Source organism: Streptomyces pseudovenezuelae, from assembly GCF_029892565.1.
GTDB lineage: Bacteria > Actinomycetota > Actinomycetes > Streptomycetales > Streptomycetaceae > Streptomyces > Streptomyces pseudovenezuelae_A.
In genome coordinates this window covers 668,455-689,146 of the sequence record NZ_JARXVH010000004.1, presented here as the reverse complement: position 1 = coordinate 689,146, position 20,692 = coordinate 668,455, and the positions used below count along the sequence as shown (strand labels likewise).

At 71.1% G+C, this 20,692-nt stretch carries 16 protein-coding genes; 8 read left to right on the top strand and 8 right to left on the bottom strand.

Annotated features, from left to right (window positions below; all coding sequences use genetic code 11):
• Positions 1 to 180 precede the first annotated feature (180 nt).
• Entirely contained in the window at positions 181 to 2,445 is a 2,265-nt protein-coding gene (locus tag M2283_RS15860; protein ID WP_280876842.1) for a glycosyltransferase family 39 protein, read from the bottom strand.
• A 181-nt stretch (positions 2,446 to 2,626) separates the two neighbouring features.
• Between M2283_RS15860 and M2283_RS15855 the strand changes: the two genes are divergently transcribed.
• The 5 genes from M2283_RS15855 to M2283_RS15835 all read left to right on the top strand — a co-directional run bounded on the left by M2283_RS15855 (position 2,627) and on the right by M2283_RS15835 (position 10,427).
• Positions 2,627 to 3,484 (top strand): serine hydrolase, encoded by an 858-nt coding sequence (locus M2283_RS15855; protein WP_280876841.1) that lies wholly within the window; start codon positions 2,627 to 2,629, stop codon positions 3,482 to 3,484.
• A gap of 54 nt (positions 3,485 to 3,538) precedes the next feature.
• Entirely contained in the window at positions 3,539 to 4,585 is a 1,047-nt protein-coding gene (locus M2283_RS15850) for an esterase-like activity of phytase family protein (RefSeq protein WP_280876840.1), read from the top strand.
• A 121-nt stretch (positions 4,586 to 4,706) separates the two neighbouring features.
• A complete protein-coding gene (locus M2283_RS15845) occupies positions 4,707 to 8,426 on the top strand; it encodes an ABC transporter ATP-binding protein (protein WP_280876839.1) in 3,720 nt (1,239 codons plus the stop codon).
• Between the two features lie 90 nt (positions 8,427 to 8,516).
• Positions 8,517 to 8,906, top strand: coding sequence for a hypothetical protein (locus tag M2283_RS15840; protein ID WP_280876985.1), 390 nt, complete (start codon positions 8,517 to 8,519; stop codon positions 8,904 to 8,906).
• Positions 8,907 to 9,005: 99 nt separating this feature from the next.
• On the top strand, positions 9,006 to 10,427 hold the full coding sequence (locus M2283_RS15835; protein WP_280876838.1) for a S28 family serine protease: 1,422 nt from the start codon (positions 9,006 to 9,008) through the stop codon (positions 10,425 to 10,427).
• Positions 10,428 to 10,496: 69 nt separating this feature from the next.
• On the opposite strand, the gene M2283_RS15830 is transcribed toward M2283_RS15835, so the two are convergent.
• Both M2283_RS15830 and M2283_RS15825 read right to left on the bottom strand, forming a co-directional pair.
• Entirely contained in the window at positions 10,497 to 11,144 is a 648-nt protein-coding gene (locus M2283_RS15830) for a hypothetical protein (protein WP_280876837.1), read from the bottom strand.
• Positions 11,145 to 11,279: 135 nt separating this feature from the next.
• The gene (locus M2283_RS15825) at positions 11,280 to 13,064 is read right to left on the bottom strand and encodes a glycoside hydrolase family 3 protein (RefSeq protein WP_280876836.1); all 1,785 of its coding nucleotides are present in this window, start codon (positions 13,062 to 13,064) and stop codon (positions 11,280 to 11,282) included.
• A 473-nt stretch (positions 13,065 to 13,537) separates the two neighbouring features.
• On the opposite strand from M2283_RS15825, the gene aroA reads away from it, so the two are divergent.
• Positions 13,538 to 14,776 (top strand): 3-phosphoshikimate 1-carboxyvinyltransferase, encoded by a 1,239-nt coding sequence (aroA, locus tag M2283_RS15820; protein ID WP_280876835.1) that lies wholly within the window; start codon positions 13,538 to 13,540, stop codon positions 14,774 to 14,776.
• 13 nt (positions 14,777 to 14,789) lie between these two features.
• The gene (locus tag M2283_RS15815; RefSeq protein WP_280876834.1) at positions 14,790 to 15,428 is read left to right on the top strand and encodes a GNAT family N-acetyltransferase; all 639 of its coding nucleotides are present in this window, start codon (positions 14,790 to 14,792) and stop codon (positions 15,426 to 15,428) included.
• 9 nt (positions 15,429 to 15,437) lie between these two features.
• On the opposite strand, the gene M2283_RS15810 is transcribed toward M2283_RS15815, so the two are convergent.
• The 5 genes from M2283_RS15810 to M2283_RS15790 all read right to left on the bottom strand — a co-directional run bounded on the left by M2283_RS15810 (position 15,438) and on the right by M2283_RS15790 (position 20,203).
• Positions 15,438 to 16,685 (bottom strand): MFS transporter, encoded by a 1,248-nt coding sequence (locus M2283_RS15810; RefSeq protein ID WP_280876833.1) that lies wholly within the window; start codon positions 16,683 to 16,685, stop codon positions 15,438 to 15,440.
• A 116-nt stretch (positions 16,686 to 16,801) separates the two neighbouring features.
• The gene (locus M2283_RS15805) at positions 16,802 to 17,602 is read right to left on the bottom strand and encodes a sugar phosphate isomerase/epimerase family protein (protein WP_280876832.1); all 801 of its coding nucleotides are present in this window, start codon (positions 17,600 to 17,602) and stop codon (positions 16,802 to 16,804) included.
• A gap of 10 nt (positions 17,603 to 17,612) precedes the next feature.
• Positions 17,613 to 18,545 carry a bifunctional helix-turn-helix transcriptional regulator/GNAT family N-acetyltransferase gene (locus tag M2283_RS15800; RefSeq protein ID WP_280876831.1) on the bottom strand — a complete coding sequence of 311 codons (933 nt, stop codon included), beginning with the start codon at positions 18,543 to 18,545 and terminating at the stop codon, positions 17,613 to 17,615.
• A 123-nt stretch (positions 18,546 to 18,668) separates the two neighbouring features.
• On the bottom strand, positions 18,669 to 19,265 hold the full coding sequence (locus M2283_RS15795) for a dihydrofolate reductase family protein (protein ID WP_280876830.1): 597 nt from the start codon (positions 19,263 to 19,265) through the stop codon (positions 18,669 to 18,671).
• Between the two features lie 80 nt (positions 19,266 to 19,345).
• Positions 19,346 to 20,203, bottom strand: a complete 858-nt coding sequence (locus tag M2283_RS15790) for a LysR family transcriptional regulator (protein ID WP_280876829.1) — start codon at positions 20,201 to 20,203, stop codon at positions 19,346 to 19,348.
• A gap of 103 nt (positions 20,204 to 20,306) precedes the next feature.
• Here M2283_RS15790 and M2283_RS15785 point away from each other — a divergent pair, with 103 nt between their 5' ends.
• Positions 20,307 to 20,669, top strand: coding sequence for a DoxX family protein (locus M2283_RS15785; protein WP_280876828.1), 363 nt, complete (start codon positions 20,307 to 20,309; stop codon positions 20,667 to 20,669).
• The last annotated feature ends 23 nt before the right edge of the window (positions 20,670 to 20,692 follow it).

The window sequence follows — 20,692 nt, the reverse complement described above, 5'->3', positions numbered from 1 at the left end:
GGCGTGCGGCCTTGTAAATGACCTGTACATGTCGATCCGATGACCGGATCCGGCAATTTGCCCCTTGTCTACGCGAGTTGACATAGCAAAACGGCCCCCGACCGGAAGGTCGGGGGCCGTTGGGGGCCTAGGGGAGGCCGTTGGGGTGCTCTTTACTCGGCCGATTTCTCAGCCGGTTACTCAGCTGACGTCCGACGGGTCCAGACGGTAGATCGTCGACGTGTTCGTCTGAGTCGTGGACGAGCCGGACGAGTTGGAGGAAGAGCTCGACGACGAAGAGTCCGACGACGAACTCTTGCTGTACTCGCTCTCCTTCACCGCCGTCCCGTTCTTCTCCACCCAGCTGGTGACCTCCTGGTTCAGGCTGCTGTTGCCGCCCATGCCGCCGCCACCGAGCTGGATGTAGTGCAACTCGCCCTTCTTCACCAGTTCCTTGAGCTTGGCGAGGGTCATCGCCTTGTCGGAGCCGGTGAAGCCCCACATGGAGATGACGGGCTTGCCGGTGCTGAGGATCAGCTGGCCCGCGGACTGTGAATTGGACACCGCGAGCAGCCACTTGGCGCCGTTCTGGTGCTTCTCCAGGTACGAGACGAGCTCGGTGGAGGCGCCGCCCCCGCCCATCCCGCCGCCGCCGAAGCCGCCGCCGGTGCCGCCGGGTGCGTCGCCGGTACTGGTGCCGCCGGGAGCCGTACCGCCGGTTCCGCCCGGAGTCGTACCGCTGCCACTTGGAGCCCCACTTGGAGCCCCGCTCGGCGCCCCGCCGCCCTGCGGCAGCTCACCGTTGCCACCCCCCGGCGTCATCTGGCCCTGGCCGCCGCCGCCCTGCTGCGTGCCGCCCGGCATCTCGCCGCGCTGGCCGCCGAAGCCGCCCCGGCCGCCGCCGGGACCGCCGCCTCCGCCGGGGCCGCCGTTGCCGGTGGAGGGGCCGGCCGTGGGGTTGGTGCCGCCCATGCCGCCGGAGGCGGAGGAGAGTGCGGGTGAGGCGGCGTAGGCCGTCGGGCCCGCCAGCGCCGCCATGATCGCCGCCGCGATGGACACGGCGAGGAGCCGGGCGCGGTTGCCCGAGCGGAAGACGAACAGGCCGACGATCGCGAGGACCATCACCACGCCGACGGCCGGCCACAGCCAGGTGTTCCAGTCGGTGGCCCGGCGCAGCAGCACGATCGCCCAGCTGCCGGTGACCGCGAGCCCGGCGGGCAGCACCCACGACCAGCGGGCGTCACCGCTGCGGAAGGCGCGCCACATCATGACGCCGCCACCACCCGTGAGCGCCGCGATGCCCGGGGCGAGCGCGGTCGTGTAGTACGGGTGCATGGTGCCCTCGGCCATGGCGAAGGTCAGGTAGTGCAGCACCAGCCAGCCGCCCCACAGCACCAGCGCGGCGCGCGTGGGGTCGGTGCGCGGGGCGCGCCCGCGCAGCACCAGGCCGGCGACGAGCGCGATGCCCGCGAAGGGGATCAGCCAGGAGATCTGGCCGCCGAGGATGTCGTTGAACATCCGGCCCAGGCCCGCGGTACCGGCGAAGGTGCCGCCTCCGCCGCCCCCACCGGCCCCGCCACCGCCGCCTCCGCCGTTGCCCTCGCCGCCGAGGACGCGGCCCAGGCCGTTGTAGCCCATGATCAGGTTCCAGGCGCTGCCGTCGGTCGAACCGCCGATGTAGGGGCGGTCGTCGGCGGGCACCAGGGACACGGCCGTGGCCCACCAGAAGCTGGAGACGGCCAACGCGACCGTGGCCAGGGCCAGTTGGACGAGCTTCTTCTTCCAGCCCAGCTTCGACGCGAACAGGTACACGGCGAAGACGGCCGGCAGGGCGATGTAGCCCTGGAGCATCTTGGTGTTGAAGGCGAGCCCGAAGCAGACCGCGGAGCCGATCAGCGGCAGCACTCGCTCGGTGCGCACCGAGCGCAGCGCGAGGGCCGCGCCGCCGACCATCAGCAGGACGAGCAGGGTGTCGGGGTTGTTGTCCCGGTTGATGGCGACCGTGATCGGCGTCAGCGCGAGGACGAGCGCGGCGATCGCCGCGGCCACGTGCCCGAAGTACCGCTTCACGGACGTGTGCAGGATCCAGATCGTGCCGAGCGCGGCGGCGACCTCCGGCAGCATCATCTGCCAGGTGCCGAAGCCGAAGATCCGGCAGGACAGGCCCATGATCATCAGGGCGAACGGTGGTTTGTCGACCGTGATGAAGTTGCCCGCGTCGAGCGAGCCGAAGAACCAGGCCTCCCAGCTCTTCGTGCCGCTGTAGACGGCCGAGCTGTAGAAGCTGTTGAGGCTGGACCCGGACAGATTCCAGGAGTACAGCGCCGCCGCCAGCACCAGGATGGCGATCAGGGCAGGCAGCGACCAGCGCGGTGCTTTGTCCGAGGGCGCCGCGGGCGGGGTCGGCGGCGGCCAGTCTTCGGACACGGTCTCGGTGTGGGGGTGTGGATCGGTGGCAGATGTCACCCGAGCATCGTGGTGAGCGGGCGTGGGCGCGCGCTGTGGCGAACCTGGCCCCCGGCTGTGAATCGACCAAGGGCTCGGCAACGTCTTGTACAGCCCTTGCCCAACAGGGTCGGTACAGCCTTTGCCCAATGAGGCAGGGATGCGTACAACCTTTCGCTCGAACCCGTGAGTCATATAGGGCATGACTAACGGGGAACCTCGAATATCCGTACGTGCCAGATGGGTGGCCGGCGCCACGCTCGCCGCCTGCGTGGCCACCGCCACGGCCGCCACCCCCGCCGCCGCGGCCACGCCGACCGTCGCCTGTACGTCCGCCAAGGCGGCGCTCGCGACCAAGCTCAAGAAGGACATCACCGCCGCCCTCGCCAACCGCAAGGGCACGATCGCGGTCGGCCTCTACGACCGCACCACCCAGACCACTTGCTCGCTCCGCGCCTCCAGCGCCTTCGACTCGGCGAGCGTCGTCAAGGTCACCGTTCTCGCCACGCTCCTGTGGGACGCGAAGAAGCACAACCGGTATCTGACCGACACCGAGGCGGCCCGCGCCAAGGCCATGATCACCAAGTCCGACAACGACGCGACCAGCAAACTCTGGAAGCAACTGGGTCTGACGAAGATCAAGGGCTTCCTCGCCGCCGCCAAGATGACGCAGACCAAGCCCGGCGCGAACGGCTACTGGGGCCTCACCCAGATCACGGTCACCGACGAGCAGAAACTGCTCAAACTGGTCACCGCGAAGAACACGGTCCTCAGCGACAACTCCCGTACCTACATCCAGAAGTTGATGGGCCAGGTCATCTCGTCCCAGCGCTGGGGCACCCCGTACGGCACCCCCTCCGGGGTCTCCGTGCACGTCAAGAACGGCTGGCTGCAACGCGCCACGCACGGCTGGCGCGTCCACAGCGTGGGCACCTTCAAGGGTGGCGGCCACGACTACATGATCTCGGTGCTGACGCACGGCAACAGCACGATGAACTACGGGATCACGACCATCCAGGGCGTCGCCAAGGTCATCCACAAGGACCTGGCCGCGAGCTGATTTTTCACGAAACGGTCTCCCAGTCGTCACTGTCCCCGTCCTACGGTGACGCCCATGCGCCTGAGAACCGTACTCACGACCGTCACCGCGGCCCTGGCGGCGGCCACTTGCCTGACCGCCGCCGGGCCGGCTTCCGCCGGCTCCTACGGGAGTGCGAACTCCTACGGGAGTCACACCTGTTCGCCCGCCGTCTCCCTAGACCGCTTCTCGGACGCCCTGGACAAGACCACGTACCAGGGCACGTTCGTCGGCAACCTCTCCGCGCTGGCGGTCGACCGTGACGGCTCCCTGACGGCCCTGTCCGACCGCTCCTCGCTGTTCGACCTGAACGCGAAGACCCTGGCCCCGAAAAAGGTCGTCCAGCTCGCCGATGAGAACGGCGCCGCGCTCGACTCCGAGAGCCTGGTCATCGACCGTGACGGCACCCGCCTGATCACCTCGGAGGTCGAGCCGTCGATCCGCCGCTACTCCCACGACGGCAAGATCCTCGACCGCCTCCCGGTCCCGTCCTCGCTGCTCGTCGCGCCCGCCGGCCGGGCCACGTACAACCAGACCTTCGAGGGTCTGACCATGCTGCCCGGCGGCCACACCCTGCTCGCCTCGATGGAGTACGCGCTCGCCGGCGACTCCACCGGCATCGTCCGCTTCCAGACGTGGAACCGGACCAAGGGCGACCACTTCAAGCTCGGCGCCCAGTACGCGTACCGCACCGACGACGCCATCCAGGGCGTCCCCGAGGTCCAGGCGACCCCCGACGGCCGCCTCCTCGTCCTGGAGCGCGGCTTCACCGCCGGCGTCGGCAACACGGTCCGCCTCTACCTGGCCGACCCCCGCCGCGCCACGAACACCAGCGGTATCGAGAACCTCACGGGCCAGCCCGGCGTGCACCTCATAAAGAAGACCCTCCTCACCGACATCGCCACCTGCCCCACCCTGGGCGCCACGGCGAAGCAGCCCCAGCCCAACCCCCTCCTCGACAACATCGAGGGAATGACGATCACGGGCAAGGAGAAGGGCCGCCTGAAGGTGTTGCTGGTGAGCGACGACAACCAGAACGCAGCCCAGACGACCCGGTTCTACTACCTGCGGGTACGGGTCTGATCCCTGCTGTCCTGTTCTCCCTCTCTTTGTTGCGGAGGGATGAAATCCGCTTCGTTTGACGTTGGTGCCCTTCGGTGGATCGGTACGTGGATCCGCACCAGAAACAACGGAGGGCACCCGCGTGACAGCGCAGCAGGGCTGGGTAAGACGACTCGCCGGATACGCCTGGCGCCATCCGACGGACGTCATCCTCGCCCTCGGCTCCTCGCTGGGCGGCATGGCCGTCATGGCGGTCGTTCCCCTGGTCACCAAGGTGGTCATCGATGACGTGATCGGCGACCACAGCCGCGACATGGCCCCCTGGGCCGGCGCCCTGATCGGCGCCGCCCTGGTCGTCTACGTCCTCACCTACATCCGCCGCTACTACGGCGGCCGCCTCGCCCTCGACGTCCAGCACGATCTGCGGACGGAGATGTTCGAGACGATCACCCGGCTCGACGGCCGCCGGCAGGACGAGCTGTCCACCGGCCAGGTCGTCGGCCGGGCGACCAGCGACCTCCAGCTGATCCAGGGCCTGCTCTTCATGCTCCCGATGACCATCGGGAACCTGCTCCTCTTCGTGATCTCGCTCGGGATCATGGCCTGGCTGTCCCCGCCCCTCACCCTGGTCGCCCTCGCGGTGGCCCCGGCGCTGTGGTGGATTGCGCGGCGCAGCCGGACGAAGCTGCACCCCGCCACCTGGTACGCGCAGGCCCAGGCCGCCGCCGTGGCGGGCGTGGTCGACGGCGCCGTCAGCGGCGTACGCGTGGTGAAGGGGTTCGGGCAGGAGGAGCAGGAGACCGGAAAGCTGCGCGAGGTCGGGCGGCGGCTCTTCGCGGGGCGGCTGCGGACGGTCCGGCTGAACAGCAGGTACACCCCGGCCCTCCAGGCCGTCCCGGCCCTCGGCCAGGTCGCCATGCTGGCGCTCGGCGGCTGGCTGGCGGTGCGCGGCCACATCACGCTCGGCACGTTCGTCGCCTTCTCCACCTACCTCGCCCAGCTCGTCGGCCCGGTCCGGATGCTCGCCGTGGTGCTCACCGTCGGCCAGCAGGCCCGCGCCGGCACCGAGCGCGTCCTTGAGCTGATCGACACCGAGCCGACCATGAAGGACGGCACGAAGGAGCTGCCCGCTGACGCGCCCGCGACGGTCGAGTTCGACGACGTCTCCTTCGGCTACGACCATGAGCGCCCCGTCCTCGAAGGCCTCTCCTTCGAGATCCGCGCCGGCGAGACCCTCGCGGTCGTCGGCTCCTCCGGCTCCGGCAAGTCCACCGTCTCCCTGCTCCTGCCGCGCTTCTACGACGTCACGCACGGCGCCGTCCTCGTCGGCGGCCACGACGTCCGCGAGCTGACCCACGACTCGCTGCGCGCCGCGATCGGCCTGGTCCCCGAGGACTCCTTCCTCTTCTCGGACACGGTCCGCAGCAACATCGCCTACGGCCGCCCCGACGCGACCGACGAGGAGATCGAGTCGGCCGCGCGCGCCGCCCAGGCGGACCGCTTCATCGCCGAACTCCCCGAGGGCTACGCCACCACGGTCGGCGAGCACGGCCTCACCCTCTCCGGCGGCCAGCGTCAGCGCGTCGCCCTCGCCCGCGCGATCCTCGCCGACCCCCGCCTGCTGGTCCTGGACGACGCCACCTCGGCCGTGGACGCGCGCGTGGAGCACGAGATCCACGAGGCGCTCAAGGAGGTGATGCGGGGCCGCACCACCCTCCTCATCGCCCACCGCCGCTCCACCCTGGGCCTCGCCGACCGCATCGCCGTCCTCGACGCAGGACGCCTGGCCGACGTCGGCACCCACGAGGAGCTCCAGGAGCGCTCGGCCCTCTACCGCCGCCTGCTGACCGACCCCGACGAGCTCGGCGGCGTCTCGCCCGGTCACGCCGTTCCCGCCGCACCCCGCGAGGACACCTCCGTACGCGACGAGCTGGACGCGGAGTTCGACGCCGAGCGCGGAGTGACCCCGCGGCTGTGGACCGGGGACCGTGAGCCGAAGGACACGGCGCTGGCCGGGATGCCGGCCACGCCCGAACTGCTCGACCAGGTCGACGCGTTGCCGCCCGCGACCGACGTCCCCGACATCGACGAGGCACGGGCGGTGCGGCCCGAGGACTCGTACGGGCTCAAGCGCCTTCTGCGCGGTTTCGGGCGGCCGTTGCTGATCAGCCTCGGGCTCGTCGCCGTGGACGCGGGTGTGGGACTGCTGCTGCCCGTGCTGATCCGGCACGGCATCGACCAGGGCGTCTCCGCGCTGGCGATCGGCGCGGTCTGGACGGCCGCGCTGCTCGGACTGGCCGCCGTCGCCGTGCAGTGGGCCGCGCAGACCGGGGAGACCCGGATGACCGGACGCACGGGTGAGCGGGTGCTGTACGCGCTCCGGCTGAAGATCTTCGCTCAGCTCCAGCGGCTCGGACTCGACTACTACGAGCGGGAGTTGACCGGCCGGATCATGACGAGGATGACGACCGACGTCGACGCCCTCTCGTCCTTCCTGCAGACCGGTCTGGTCACGGCGTTCGTCTCGGTCGTCACCTTCTTCGGCATCATGGGCGCCCTGTTGGTGATCGACGTCCAGCTCGCGCTCGTCGTCTTCGCGACGCTGCCGCCGCTGATCATCGCCACCTTCTTCTTCCGCCGGGCGAGCGTGAAGGCGTACGAACTCGCCCGTGAGCGCGTGTCGTTGGTCAACGCCGACCTCCAGGAGTCGGTGTCGGGGCTCAGGATCGTGCAGGCCTTCCGGCGCGAGCGGGACGGCGGCGCGCGGTTCGCCGAGCGCAGCGCGAGCTACCGCGCGGCGCGGACCCGGGGCCAGTGGCTGATCTCCATCTACTTCCCCTTCGTCCAGTTGCTGTCGTCGGTCGCCGCCGCCGCGGTGCTGATCTCGGGCGCGGGCCGCATCGACGACGCCACGCTCACCACCGGCGCGCTGGTCGCGTACCTCCTCTACATCGACCTGTTCTTCGCCCCGGTCCAGCAGCTCTCGCAGGTCTTCGACGGCTACCAGCAGGCCTCGGTCTCGCTCGGCCGCATCCAGGAGCTGTTGCGCGAGCCGACCTCCACCAAGGCCGCCGACGAGCCGCTCGACGTGCTCTCGCTGCGGGGCGAGATCGCCTTCGAGGACGTGCACTTCGCGTACGGGGAGGGCGAAGAGGCGCTCGGCGGCGTCGAGTTGAGCATCCCGGCCGGGCAGACGGTCGCGTTCGTCGGCGAGACGGGCGCCGGAAAGTCGACCGTGGTGAAGCTGGTGGCCCGCTTCTACGACCCCACGGGCGGCCGGGTGACCGTCGACGGCGCCGATCTGCGCACCCTCGACCTCACCTCGTACCGGCACCGCCTGGGCGTCGTGCCGCAGGAGGCGTACCTCTTCCAGGGCACCGTCCGCGACGCCATCGCCTACGGCCGCCCGGACGCCACCGACGCCCAGGTCGAGGCGGCGGCCCGCGCGGTCGGCGCGCACGAGATGATCGCCACCCTCGACGGCGGCTACCTCCACGAGGTCGCCGAGCGCGGCCGCAACCTCTCCGCGGGGCAGCGCCAGTTGATCGCGCTGGCCCGCGCCGAGCTGGTCGACCCCGACGTCCTCCTCCTCGACGAGGCGACGGCCGCCCTCGACCTGGCCACCGAAGCCCAGGTCAACCACGCCACCGACCGCCTCACCGGCCGCCGTACCACCCTGGTCGTCGCCCACCGCCTGACCACCGCGGCCCGCGCCGACCGGGTGGTGGTGATGGACCACGGCATGGTCGTCGAGGACGGGACGCATGACGAACTCCTGGCCCTGGGCGGCCGGTACGCCGAGCTGTGGCGGACCTTCATCGGGCAGTCCGAGCCGGAGGAGCCGGTCGGGGTCGCGCACTGACGGTCGCGCAACCATCCGATATACGTCGTGCGTCCGTACACCCGTACGCTCATCGACGGGCCGGCCGGCGGCGGTACGGGAGGGACGACAGTGGACACAGGTGCGATACGGAGGTGGTTCGCCCTCGGTATGGCCGTGCTGACCGCGTCCGGACTGCTCGCGCTCGCCACACCGGCCAGCGCCCAGGCCGCCTCGTACTGCGGCGGACGCAAGGTGCGGGACCTGCCCTTCTCCACCGGCGTCGTCCACGTCTACAAGCGCAGCGGGTACATCTGCGCGGTCACCTTCCCCAAGGGGACGAGCACCGCCAGGCGGACCATGTCGGTCAGCGTGCAGGCGCGCGGCAACCGGCCCGTGGTGGACAAGGGGAAGTACACCCATCACGCCGGTCCGGTCACCGTGCACGCCGGGCACCGCTGTGTGTGGATCAAGGGCTCGGTGGCCCGGGGCTCGGTGAGTTCGGGGTGGATTCTTTGCTGAATGACGGCTTTCTTACAAGCTTTTCTTGAACTCCCCTGGTGCGGAGGTCGGTTGCTCGGTTAGCTTCCGGCGGACATCTGTATCCACAGGGGAGTGTGCATGCGCAAGGCGCTCAGATGGCTGCTGGCGCTCACCGTGCTGATAGGCACGTTGAGCACGGCCGGGGCGGCCACCGCCGCCCAGCCGGCGGCCGGCGGCACGACCGACATCAAGGATCAGCTGCTCTCCATACCGGGGATGAGCCTGATCGAGGAGAAGCCGTACACCGGCTACCGCTTCTTCGTCCTGAACTACACCCAGCCGGTCGACCACCGGCACCCGTCCAAGGGCACCTTCCAGCAGCGGATCACCGTGCTGCACAAGGACGTCAGCCGCCCGACGGTCTTCTACACCGGCGGCTACAACGTCTCCACGACGCCCAGTCGCCGCGAGCCGACCCAGATCGTGGACGGCAACCAGGTCTCCCTGGAATACCGCTACTTCACCCCGTCCCGGCCGGCCCCGGCCGACTGGAGCAAGCTGGACATCTGGCAGGCGGCCAGCGACCAGCACCGCCTCTTCAAGGCGCTGAAGAAGGTCTACGCCCAGAACTGGATCTCCACCGGCGGCTCCAAGGGCGGCATGACCGCCACGTACTACGAGCGCTTCTACCCCAAGGACATGGACGGCGTCGTCGCCTACGTCGCCCCCAACGACGTGGTGAACAACGAGGATTCGGCCTACGACCGCTTCTTCACCAAGGTCGGCACCAAGGAGTGCCGCGACCGTCTGAACGCCGTGCAGCGCGAGGCGCTGGTGCGCCGCGAGTCGCTGGAGCAGAAGTACGCGGCGTACGCGGCCGAGAACGGCTACACCTTCACCACCGTCGGCAGCCTGGACAAGGCGTACGAGGCCGTCGTCCTCGACTACGTCTGGGGCTTCTGGCAGTACAGCCTGCTCTCCGACTGCGCCGACATCCCGGCCGACGCCAAGACCGCCACGGACGACGCGATCTGGACCTCGGTCGACACGATCTCCGGCTTCTCCTTCTACACAGACCAGGGCCTGGAGCCGTACACCCCGTACTACTACCAGGCGGGCACGCAGCTCGGCGCGCCCACGATCCACTTCCCGTACATCGAGAAGAAGTACATCCGCTACGGCTACCAGCCGCCGCGGAACTTCGTGCCGCGCTCGATCCCGATGAAGTTCCAGCCGTCCGCCATGCGTGACGTCGACTCCTGGGTGAAGCACAACGCCCGCCACATGCTCTTCGTCTACGGCCAGAACGACCCGTGGGGCGCGGAGCGGTTCGGCGTCGGCAAGGGCGCGAAGGACTCGTACGTCTTCACCGCGCCCGGCCTCAACCACGGTGCGAACGTCGCGGGTCTGGCCGCCGACCAGAAGGCGCTCGCCACCGCGCGGATCCTCGCCTGGGCCGGCGTCCCCGCCACCACCACGGCGCAGGCCAAGCCGCTGGCGAAGTTCGACAGGAAGCTGGACGTGCGGGACGTGGAGCGGGAGCCGGCGCTGCGTCCGTAGCACCGCACCGGTCACGCCCGTAACTCCCGGGCTGCGCCCGGCCGTTGATCACCCGTGAGTCACTTTTGATCACACCGGCCGGGCGCAGCCCACCCGTTCCGCGCCCTCCAGCTGCACGTACAGGGCCGTCGCCGCCGGGCACTGCGTCCGTTTCGCGACCGCCTTCACCACCTTGTACTGCGGCTTCTTCTTGCCCTTGCCGTCGCACGCCGTCTCGCGGACCTGCCCGTCGCCTGAGCCGTAGACGCAGTCGCCGACGATGGTGCGCGGACCGCCCCCGCCGCCCGGGTCGCCGGGATGCGGTGACTCCAGGTTGCGCATGCAGGCGTACCCCTGCGGCACCGAGCCGTCGCCGTCCTCGTCGGACGACGGGTTCTGCTCACTGATGTGCAGCACGAAGTCCGTGGTCGCCGGGCACAGCGGACCCTCGCCCACCTTGCCGTCGAAACGCGCCACCACCCGTGCCGCCGCCCGCTCGCTGGTGCACGGCACCTCGGTGAAGCTGGTCGTCCCGAACGAGCTGCACTCGTCGACCCCCAGGAACACCGCCCCGTAGCCGGAGGTCCGGGACGCGGTCGCCCGGACCGTCCCGGTGGGTCCGCCGCTCGCGTCACCGCCCTCCGAACCGGACGCCGACAGGACGTCGCAGCCCGACACCAGGGCGGTGAGCAGTGCCACCAGTGCGCAGACCACCCCCACAGAACTTCTCTCACGCATCGTGAACCCCCCGGTACCCCCGCCCAGCGTGACCCGCGGCAGCGGGCACACGCCAGACATACGGGGTACTTCGGGCCGATTGGTGGGCGTACGCCGGTTGTGTGGCGTACCTCCGCTACGCCCGCCGTCCAGGGGTCAGTACGACAGCCCGTGTCCGACGGGGTACAGCACCTGCGTCGGATCGTCGGCCCGGCGCACCGCCACCGGCAGCTTCCCGCGCGGTGCCGCCCTGCCGGCGATCACCCGCGCGGCTGCCCGCAGTTCGACGTCGGTCCAGGAGTAGGCGGCCAGGTAGCCCCGGACGGACGGCAGTTGTGCCACGTCGTACGGATTCCTGATCGCGACCGCGACCACCGGCTTCCCGGTCGCCACCAGTTGCTCGACCAGTTTCTTCTGGGCGTCGGCCGCCGTGACGTTGTACGTGCCCACGACCACCGCGTCCGCGTCCTGGGCCGCCGCGACCGCCTTCGCGATCGTGGCCGCGGAGGGAGCGGTGCCGGTGGACAGGGCGGTGGCGGTGAAGCCGAGCCCGGTGAGCGCGGTGGCGAGCACGCCGGTCGGCGGCCCGGTGGTGCCGGAGGGAGAGGCGGGGTCGGCGCCCACGACGAGGAGCTTCTTGTGCGTGGCGCGGGACAGCGGCAGCAGCCCGCCCTCGTTGACCAGCAGGGTCGTCGTCCGCTCGGCGATCCGGTCGGCCGCCGCCAGATGTGCCCGGGTGCCGACCACCCGGTCCACGTCACCCTGCCTGACGTACGGCTCCTCGAACAGCCGCAGCCGCGCCTTCATCCGCAGCACCCGCAGGATCGACTCGTCGAGCCGCGCCTCGGTCAACTCCCCGTCCCGCACGGCATTCAGCACCGCGTTCCAGGCGATGTCGAGAGACGGCGGGTTGAGCAGCTGGTCGACACCCGCCTTGAGGGCGAGCACGGGCACACGGTCGTCCCCGTACTTCTGCCGTACCCCCTCCATGCCCAGCGAGTCCGTGATCACCACCCCGTCGTAGCCGAGCTCCCCGCGCAGGATGCCGGTGAGGATCGGGTGGGAGAGGGTGGCCGGGTCGCCGGAGTCGTCGAGCGCCGGGACCATGATGTGGGCGGTCATGATCGAGTCGATACGGGCGTCGATCGCGGCCCGGAAGGGCACGGCGTCCAGCGTCGACCACAGCTCGCGGCTGTGGGTGATGACCGGGAAGCCGAAGTGGCTGTCGACGGCGGTGTCGCCGTGCCCCGGGAAGTGCTTGGCGGTCGCGGCCACCCGGCTGCCCTGGTACCCCTTTACCTCGGCGGCGACCAGCCCCGCCACCGCGTCCGGGTCGGCGCCGAAGGAGCGCACGCCGATGACCGGGTTGGCCGGGTTGACGTTCACGTCGGCGTCGGGGGAGTAGTCCTGGTTGATGCCCATCGCGCGCAGCTCGGCGCCGGAGATCCGGCCGAGGGTGCGGGCGTCGTCGCGGGAGCCGCCGGCGCCGATCGCCATCGCGCCCGGGAACAGCGTCGCGGGCTTGCCGACCCGGCACACGATGCCGTGCTCCTGGTCGGTGGCGACGAGCACGGGCAGTCCGCGCGGCTGCTTCAGCGAGGCCTTCTGGATGCCGTTGGAGAGGTCGGCGATCTGGTGCGGGTCCCGGGTGTTGTGCGCCCAGGTGAAGTAGATGACGCCGCCGACCCGGTATTTGGCGATCAGCTCGGCGGCCGTGCGCACGCCGATCTCGCTCAGGTTGGCGTCGATGTCGGCCTGGTCGGGGGCGGTGGCGGAGTGGCCGTAGACCCGCATGACGAAGAGCTGGCCGACCTTCTCGGGCAGCGTCATACGGGAGACCAGGGAGCGGAGTTTCTTGTCGTCGGCGTGGGCGGTGCCGCCGATCGCGAGGGATGCGGTGACGCCCATGGTCGCGGTGAGAACGGTGCGTCTGGAGGGCACGTGCGCTCCTTCCGGAGGTGATCCTTTGAAGGAAACTTCCGAGGAGTCAGCAATATCCGGGAAGTTTCTGCCAGTCAAGGGAGTGCGCACGGTACGTGAAGGGGGGCCGCCATCGGCGCTGTTGGAGGGGGGCGCGCCGATGGCGGCTTCTGCCGGCCGTGGTACGGCGGAGAGGGTAGGTCAGCGATCGCAGCCAGCAGCGAGGGCCGACACCGCACCACGGGACTCATCCGACAGCTCGGGGGTTGGACGAACCGTAGTCGGCGGGGGTTCCCGCCATGCCGACGATTCCCGGAAGTTGGTGACACAGGGGCCAACGAGGCGGGTGGGCCGCGCCCTTGGGCCACGGCTCCCGCAGAGTGCGTACGCCCTCTGCGCCTCCGACGACACGGGTGGTGTGTGGGCCCGGCGCGTCGGGGTCCATCCCGTGGACGTCCCGGCGCCGGGGACGGCCGCCGCCCGATCATGACGCCATGCCCTCAGTCGCCCTCCCCGGCTCCAAGTCCCTCACCGCCCGCGCCCTCTTCCTGGCGGCGGCGGCCGACGGGGTCACCACCCTCGTACGCCCCCTCCGTTCCGACGACACCGAGGGTTTCACCGAGGGGCTGACCCGGCTCGGCTACCGCGTCGGCCGCACCCGGGACGCCTGGCAGGTGGACGGCCGCCCGCAGGGCCCGGCGGCGGCGGAGGCGGACGTGCACTGCCGGGACGGCGCGACCACGGCCCGCTTCCTGCCGGCCCTGGCGGCGGCGGGCCACGGCACCTACCGCTTCGACGCCTCGCCCCAGATGCGCCGGCGCCCGCTGCTCCCCCTGACCCGCGCCCTGCGCGACCTGGGCGTCGACCTGCGGCACGAGGAGCAGGAGGGCCACCACCCCCTCACCGTCCGGGCGGCGGGCGTCGAGGGCGGCGATGTCGTCCTGGACGCCGGCCAGTCCTCCCAGTACCTGACCGCCCTTCTCCTGCTCGGCCCCCTGACCCGCAAGGGCCTGCGGATCCGGGTCACCGACCTGGTCTCGGCGCCGTACGTGGAGATCACGATCGCGATGATGCGGGCGTTCGGCGCGGAGGTCGGCCGCGAGGGAGACGTCTACGTGGTCCCGCCGGGCGGCTACCGCGCCACCACCTACGCGATCGAACCGGACGCGTCCACGGCCGGCTACTTCTTCGCGGCGGCCGCGGTCACCCCGGGCGCCGAGGTGACGGTCCCGGGCCTGGGGACGGGGGCACTCCAGGGCGACCTCGGCTTCGTGGACGTACTGCGCAGCATGGGCGCGGACGTGACCGTCGGCCCCGACGCGACGACGGTCCGCGGCCCGGAGGCCCTGCGCGGCCTCACCGTGAACATGCGGGACATCTCCGACACGATGCCGACGCTCGCGGCGATCGCCCCCTTCGCGTCGGGCCCGGTGCGGATCGAGGACGTGGCGAACACACGGGTCAAGGAGTGCGACCGGCTGGAGGCCTGCGCGGAGAACCTCCGGCGGCTGGGAGTGGAGGTGGCGACCGGCGCGGACTGGATCGAGATCCGGCCGGGGGCTTCCCCCGCGGGTGGCACGGAGATCAAGTCCTACGGGGATCACCGCATCGTCATGTCCTTCGCGGTGACCGGGCTGCGGGTGCCGGGAATCTCGTTCGACGACCCGGGGTGCGTACGGAAGACTTTCCCGGGTTTCCATGAGGCGTTCGCGGAGTTGCGGGCGCGGTGGTGAGGGGGAGTCGCGGGTGACGTTCGAGTTGCGGGGGCCGGTGCTGGAGGGCGAGTCGGTGCGCCTGGAGCCGCTGGAGCATCGGCACGTGGCCGATCTGGCGGTGGCGGCCGAGGAGGACCGGGACACGTACGCGTTCACGTGGGTGCCGAGGGCGGACGAGGTGGCGGCGTACATCGACGCACAGCTCGCCCGCGCGGCGACGGGACGGCTGGCCCCGTACGCGCAGGTGTCCCTCGCCACGGGCCGGGCCGTCGGCGCGACCTCGTACTGGGAGCCGCGGTACTGGCGGTCGGACGATCGACTCGACGCGGTGGAGGTCGGGTTCACCTGGCTGGCGCGCTCCGCGCAGGGCACGGGCGTGAACTCCGAGGCCAAGCTGCTCCTCTTCCGGCACGCCTTCGAGAAGTGGGGCGTGGCACGCGTCGACCTCAAGACGGACGCCCGCAACAGCCGCTCCCGCGCGGCCATCGAGAGCGTGGGGGCCCGCTTCGAGGGCGTACTGCGGAATTGGTCCCGGTCCTGGGCGCCGGGCGAGGACGGGCTGTTGCGGGACTCCGCGATCTATTCGGTGACGGCGCAGGAGTGGCCGGAGTGCCGGGAGAAGCTGGAGGCACGGGTGGCGCGACGGCGGGTGGGTGGAGAGCGGGGATAGCCGGTCTGCTCAGGGGGTGACGGGACGGGGCGATTCCTCCCGCAGTTCCGGTGTCGTCGCCGCCACCGCTCCCACCGCCGCCAGGCACATCAGGCCGCCGGTGATCAGGGAGACCGTGCCGGAGGTCCAGCCGGCGAGGAGGCCACCGCGGACGTTGCCGAGGTTCGGGCCCGCCTGGCCGACGATCACCTCCGCCGCGGTCACCCGGCCGAGCAGCGCGTCCGGGGTGTGGATCCGCACGATCGTGGAGCGGGCGAGCACGGAGGCGGAGTCGCCGGCGCCGGCCACGACCAGCAGGCCGAGGCCGAGCCAGGGGCTGGTGGAGAGGCCGAACAGGACCAGCGCGGCGCCCCAGACACCCGCCCCGCACAGCATCACCAGCCCGGGGCGGCCGAACCGGGTGACCGGTCCCGACAGGGCCGTCGCGGTGACGCCGCCCACCGCGAGGGCCGACAGGAACAGACCCAGCGTGCGCGGGTCGTCGCCGAAGCGCTCGGCGTTGACCAGCGGGAAGAGGCTGACCGGGAAGGACAGGAAGGTCGCGGCGAGGTCGGTCAGCAGCGCGCCGCGCACCGCCCGGTGGCCGGTGAGGAAGCGCAGTCCGTCCAGTACGCCGTGGACCCCAGGCCGTGACTTCTCGCCGTCGGGCGGGAGCGCGGGCAGCCCGTAGGCGCCGTAGAAGGACAGGCCGAAGGTCAGGGTGTCCAGCAGATAGCAGACCCCGATGCCCCACCAGCCGAGCACCACTCCGGCGACGGCCGGGCCGACCAGCATCATCGCCTGGCCGGTGACCTGCTGGAGGGCGAGGCCCGCGGCCACCTGGTCCTTGGGCAGCAGCCGGGGCACGAATACGCCCGCCGCGGGTGCGCCGAGCGCGGCGAAGGACGTCTGCACCGCGACGAGTACGAGGACGACGACCACGTGCACGTGCCCGGTGAAGCCCTGCACGGCGAGCAGCGCGGAGCACACCGCCGCACCGACGGTCCCCGTGAGGTACATCCGGCGCCGGTCGGTCCGGTCGGCCCAGGCCCCCGCGAACAGGCTGACCCCGACCATCGGCACCGCCTGGGCCACCCCCAACGCCCCGGTCCACGCCGTGCTGTGGGTCATGTCCCACACCTGGTACATGACGGTGACCATGGTCATGAAGCCGCCGAGCGTGGACACCGTGCGCCCGATCACCAGCCGCCGGAAGACGGGCGACGTCCGCAGCGGCCGGACGTCGATGAACGCACGGCTCAGGCCCGTGGGACTCATGAGGGCATGACGGGGTACGGAGCGGGGTGCGGGGTCACCCCGGGACCCTAGAACCCGGACCGCACTCCCGCCAGCGATTTATCCGGCGCGAAAGCGCCCCTGCCCGCGGCCTGGGCCTACGCCGAGTCGTTGAGGAGTCGGCAGAGGTGGTCGTGCCCCGCGGCCAGCAACCCGTCGAGCGGCGCGGCCTCCTCGTACCACCGCTTCTCGTACTCCCAGCACAGCCACCCGTCCCACCCGTGCCGGGACAGCACCTCCACGCACTCGGCGAGCGGCAGCACGCCGGCGCCGAGCGGGAGCGGGGTGGTGTCGTCGGCGGAGGCGATGTCCTTGACCTGGACGTAGCCGAGGAACGGGGCGAGGGCGGCGTAGGACTCGGAGGGCTGTTCGCCGCCGAGCCAGGTGTGCATGACGTCCCAGAGCGCGCCCGCGTTGCGGTGGCCGACCCGGCCCAGGACGCGGATCGCGTCGGCGCCGGTGCGGTGCGAGTCGTGCGTCTCCAGCAGGATGCGTACGCCGAGGTCGGCGCCGTACTCCGCGGCCGTGCCGAGCCTGCGGGCGGCCGTCGCGTCTGCGCGCTCGCGGGTCTGCTCGTGGCCGCCGCCCGGGAAGACGCGGACGTAGGGGGCGCCGAGGTCGCGGGCGAGGTCGACCAGGCGGCGGACCTCCTCGATCACCGGCCCGTCGTCCCCGGGCGCCGCCACGCGCGCGTACCCGGCGATGCCGAGGACGTCGATGCCGCCGGCCTTGAACTCGGCGGCCACGTCGGCCCGTTCGTCGAGGTCGAGGCCGGGGTGCACCGGTTCCTCCGGGTGGGCGCGCAGCTCCACGCCGTGGTAGCCGTGGGCGGCCGCGAGCCGGACTACGTCCGTGACGGGCAGGCCGGGGACGCCGAGGGTGGAGAACGCCAGTCTCATGCCTCTACTGTCACTCGCCCGTCCCGTGCAGGTCCAGGCGCCAGTCCTGTCCGATCAGGTCCTTTCCGAAGGAACGGTGCGGTTTCTCGGCGACGAGGACGAAGCCGCGGCGCTGGTAGACGTGCCGGGCGGCGGTCAGTACGTCGTTGGTCCACAGGACGAGATCCCGGTAGCCGACCCCGCGCGCGAAGTCGACGACGGCGCCGACCAGCCGGTCGCCGATGCCGAATCCGCGCGCGTCGGGCTCGACGAGCAGCAGCCGCAGCCGCGCGGTGCCCGGGGCGTCGTCCCGCACGCACATCACGCACCCCACCGCCCGCCCGTCCAGCTCGGCGACCCACACCCGCTCCAGATGCGGATCGTGGTCCTCGGCGAAGTCGGCGACGATCCGGGCCACGAGCCCCTCGTAGTCGGCGTTGAACCCGTACTCGGCCGCGTACAGCGCGGCATTGCGCTGCACGATCCAGCCGAGGTCACCGGGCCCGGGCTCGCGCAGCAGGACGTCCTCGCGGCGCGGCCGGCGGCCCTCGGAGAGGATCTCCCGCACGGTACGCATCGCCTCCGACAGCCGGGGCCGGTCGGCGGCCGGCACGGTGGACAGCAGCGCCCCGACGGACTCGTTTGCCCGCTCGGCGAGCAGCGCGGCCGTCTCGCGCCCGTGCGCGGTGAGGGTGATGTGCCGCCGCCGCGTGTCCTCCTTGGACGGCACCCGCTCGATCAGCGCGTCCTGCTCGAACTTGTTCAGGATCCGGCTCAAGTACCCGGCGTCCAGGGCCAGTTCCCCGCGCAGGTCGGCGGCGTCGGTGCGCGGGGAGTGCGCGAGTTCGTAGAGGACGCGGGACTCGGTGAGGGTGTAGGGGGCGTAGAGATGCCGGCTGTAGTCGAGGGCGCCGATGACGTTCGTGTAGAAGCGGTTGAAGGCGCGGATGTCCTGGACGGTCATGGTCGTCGCCCCCTGGGGGTTGGCTCGTACGGTACGGACGGCCGAGTCGGATGGCAGAGCCGGATGGTTGACTCAGTCAGAGATCCCGTCGAGTCGAGACTAGAACGCCCGCGCCGCCCGCCGCTACCCCTCGGCGGCCGGCCGGAAGACGCACACCTGCACACCGGTCTTGCCGACGACGGTGGACACCAGCTCGAACCCCCGCTTGACCCCGTCGTCCGGGAAGATCGACTTGCCGCCCCCGAGCAGCACGGGCATCACGATGAGCTGCAGTTCGTCGACGAGTCCCGCGCCGAGCAGGGCCCGCACGAGCGTGGGGCTCCCCATCATCGCCAGGTCGCCGCCCTCGCTCTCCCGCAGCTCGCGGATCCGCGAGAGGGCCCCGGTGCCGGGAATCCGCTCGGTGTTGTTCCAGGCCAGTTCGTCATCGCCGAGGGTGTCGCTCACGACGTACTTCTTCAGCGAGTTGAGCCGATCGGCGAACGGATCCCCGGCCCGCTCGGGCCATGCCCCCGCCATCGTCAGATACGTCCGACGCCCGTACAGCAGGGCCTCCGCCTGCTCCAGCCCCGCGGCGAACGCCCCACCGACCACCTCCGGGTCGAAGTACGGGTGCGACCAGCCGCCGTGCGCGAACCCCCCGTCGGTGTCCTCCTCGGGACCACCGGGCGCCTGCACGACTCCGTCGAGACTGATGAATTCGCTGACCACGATGCGCATGGGACTGACTCCTGTCGTCGGGTGGGCTGCTGTTTGCGGGGTGTCGCTTGCGGGGGTGAGACCGGAGGAGGGCGCGGAACTCATCGCCGTCCGCGATAAACGGCGGCGGCGACCCGCACGAACGACTCAACCAGGGGACTGGCCTCTCCGCCCCTCCATGCCACCACCACAGGGCTAGGCGGCATGCCGACGAGCGGCACGACGGTGAGCCCGGCGCCTGGCGGGTGGTCGACGAGCGTCATCCCGACGGTCCCGTTCCAGAGAACGGCCTGCCGACACTCCTCGACGGCCCGCACCACCGGCCCCTCCCGAGCCTCGCCACCGCTCCAGAAGTCCTGCCAGCGGGAATCGGTCCCTTCCGGAAATCGAAACCAGCGCCGATCGACGAGATCGGCCGGCTTCAGACTCCCGCTCCGGGCCAGCGGATCATCGACCCGGAGCAGCGCCCCCACGGGATCGGCTCGCAACTCCCGCACGACGAGCCCGGTCTCGTCGAACGGCCCCCGGGTCAGGGCGACATCGACCGTTCCGGCGTGCAACCCGCAGGTGGGGTCGGTCAGATCGGTCTCGCGAATACGGACCTCGATGTCCGGATGCCGCAGGCGACAGGCATCGGCGAGCCGGACCACGTCGGGGTCGGTGGAGTCGCCGAGCAGCCCGACGGTGAGGACCGCGACACCCGCGGCGACGGCCACGAGTACGCGGGCCCGGTCGGCCTGATCGAGCAGCCCCCGCGCCTCGTCGAGCAGTACGTCCCCGGCCGGGGTGAGCGCGACCCCGGCGGACGACCGCTCGAAGAGCACCGCACCGACGTCACCCTCCAGTCGCTGGATCGCCCGGCTCAACGGCGGCTGACTCATATGCAGCCGGGCGGCGGCCCGCCCGAAGTGGAGTTCCTCGGCAACGGCCACGAAATAGCGCAGCGTGCGTAGCTCCATACTGCGACGATACCCGTACGGTATGGAGCTCGCGGAACGGGTCTTGGACGCCGACGGGTCGCTGCCGCTGCAATCGAGGCATGACTGCCCCTGGACGCACCTCATGACCATCGCCTACTGGATCACCGCCGCCCTACTGGCCCTCTTCTACCTCTACGCCGGTGGCCTGAAGCTGATCCGCAGCCGCGAGCAACTCCGCCCGATGATGGCCTGGGTGGACGACACCCCGATGCGGGCGGTCAGGGCGATCGGGGCGGTGGAGGTACTCGGCGCCCTCGGCCTGATCCTCCCTCCCTTGACCGACATCGCGCCTCGGCTGGCCCTGGCGGCGGCCGTTGGGTTCGTGGTGCTGCAACTGGGCGCGGGGTGGGTGCACTTGAGGCGGGGGGAGCGGCAAGTGGGCCTCAACGTAGGGCTGGTTGTGGCTGCGGGGGTGACTGTGTGGTTGGGGGCTGCTTGGTTGTGAGGCCGGAGTGGTGTGACGTCCAG

Coding starts and splice junctions, on each gene's coding strand:
- M2283_RS15855 (WP_280876841.1), top strand. CDS start 2,627: ATGACTAACGGGGAACCTCGAATATCCGTACGTGCCAGATGGGTGGCC.
- M2283_RS15850 (WP_280876840.1), top strand. CDS start 3,539: ATGCGCCTGAGAACCGTACTCACGACCGTCACCGCGGCCCTGGCGGCG.
- M2283_RS15835 (WP_280876838.1), top strand. CDS start 9,006: ATGCGCAAGGCGCTCAGATGGCTGCTGGCGCTCACCGTGCTGATAGGC.
- M2283_RS15830 (WP_280876837.1), bottom strand. CDS start 11,144: ATGCGTGAGAGAAGTTCTGTGGGGGTGGTCTGCGCACTGGTGGCACTG.
- aroA (WP_280876835.1), top strand. CDS start 13,538: ATGCCCTCAGTCGCCCTCCCCGGCTCCAAGTCCCTCACCGCCCGCGCC.
- M2283_RS15810 (WP_280876833.1), bottom strand. CDS start 16,685: ATGAGTCCCACGGGCCTGAGCCGTGCGTTCATCGACGTCCGGCCGCTG.
- M2283_RS15805 (WP_280876832.1), bottom strand. CDS start 17,602: ATGAGACTGGCGTTCTCCACCCTCGGCGTCCCCGGCCTGCCCGTCACG.
- M2283_RS15800 (WP_280876831.1), bottom strand. CDS start 18,545: ATGACCGTCCAGGACATCCGCGCCTTCAACCGCTTCTACACGAACGTC.
- M2283_RS15795 (WP_280876830.1), bottom strand. CDS start 19,265: ATGCGCATCGTGGTCAGCGAATTCATCAGTCTCGACGGAGTCGTGCAG.
- M2283_RS15790 (WP_280876829.1), bottom strand. CDS start 20,203: ATGGAGCTACGCACGCTGCGCTATTTCGTGGCCGTTGCCGAGGAACTC.
- M2283_RS15785 (WP_280876828.1), top strand. CDS start 20,307: ATGACCATCGCCTACTGGATCACCGCCGCCCTACTGGCCCTCTTCTAC.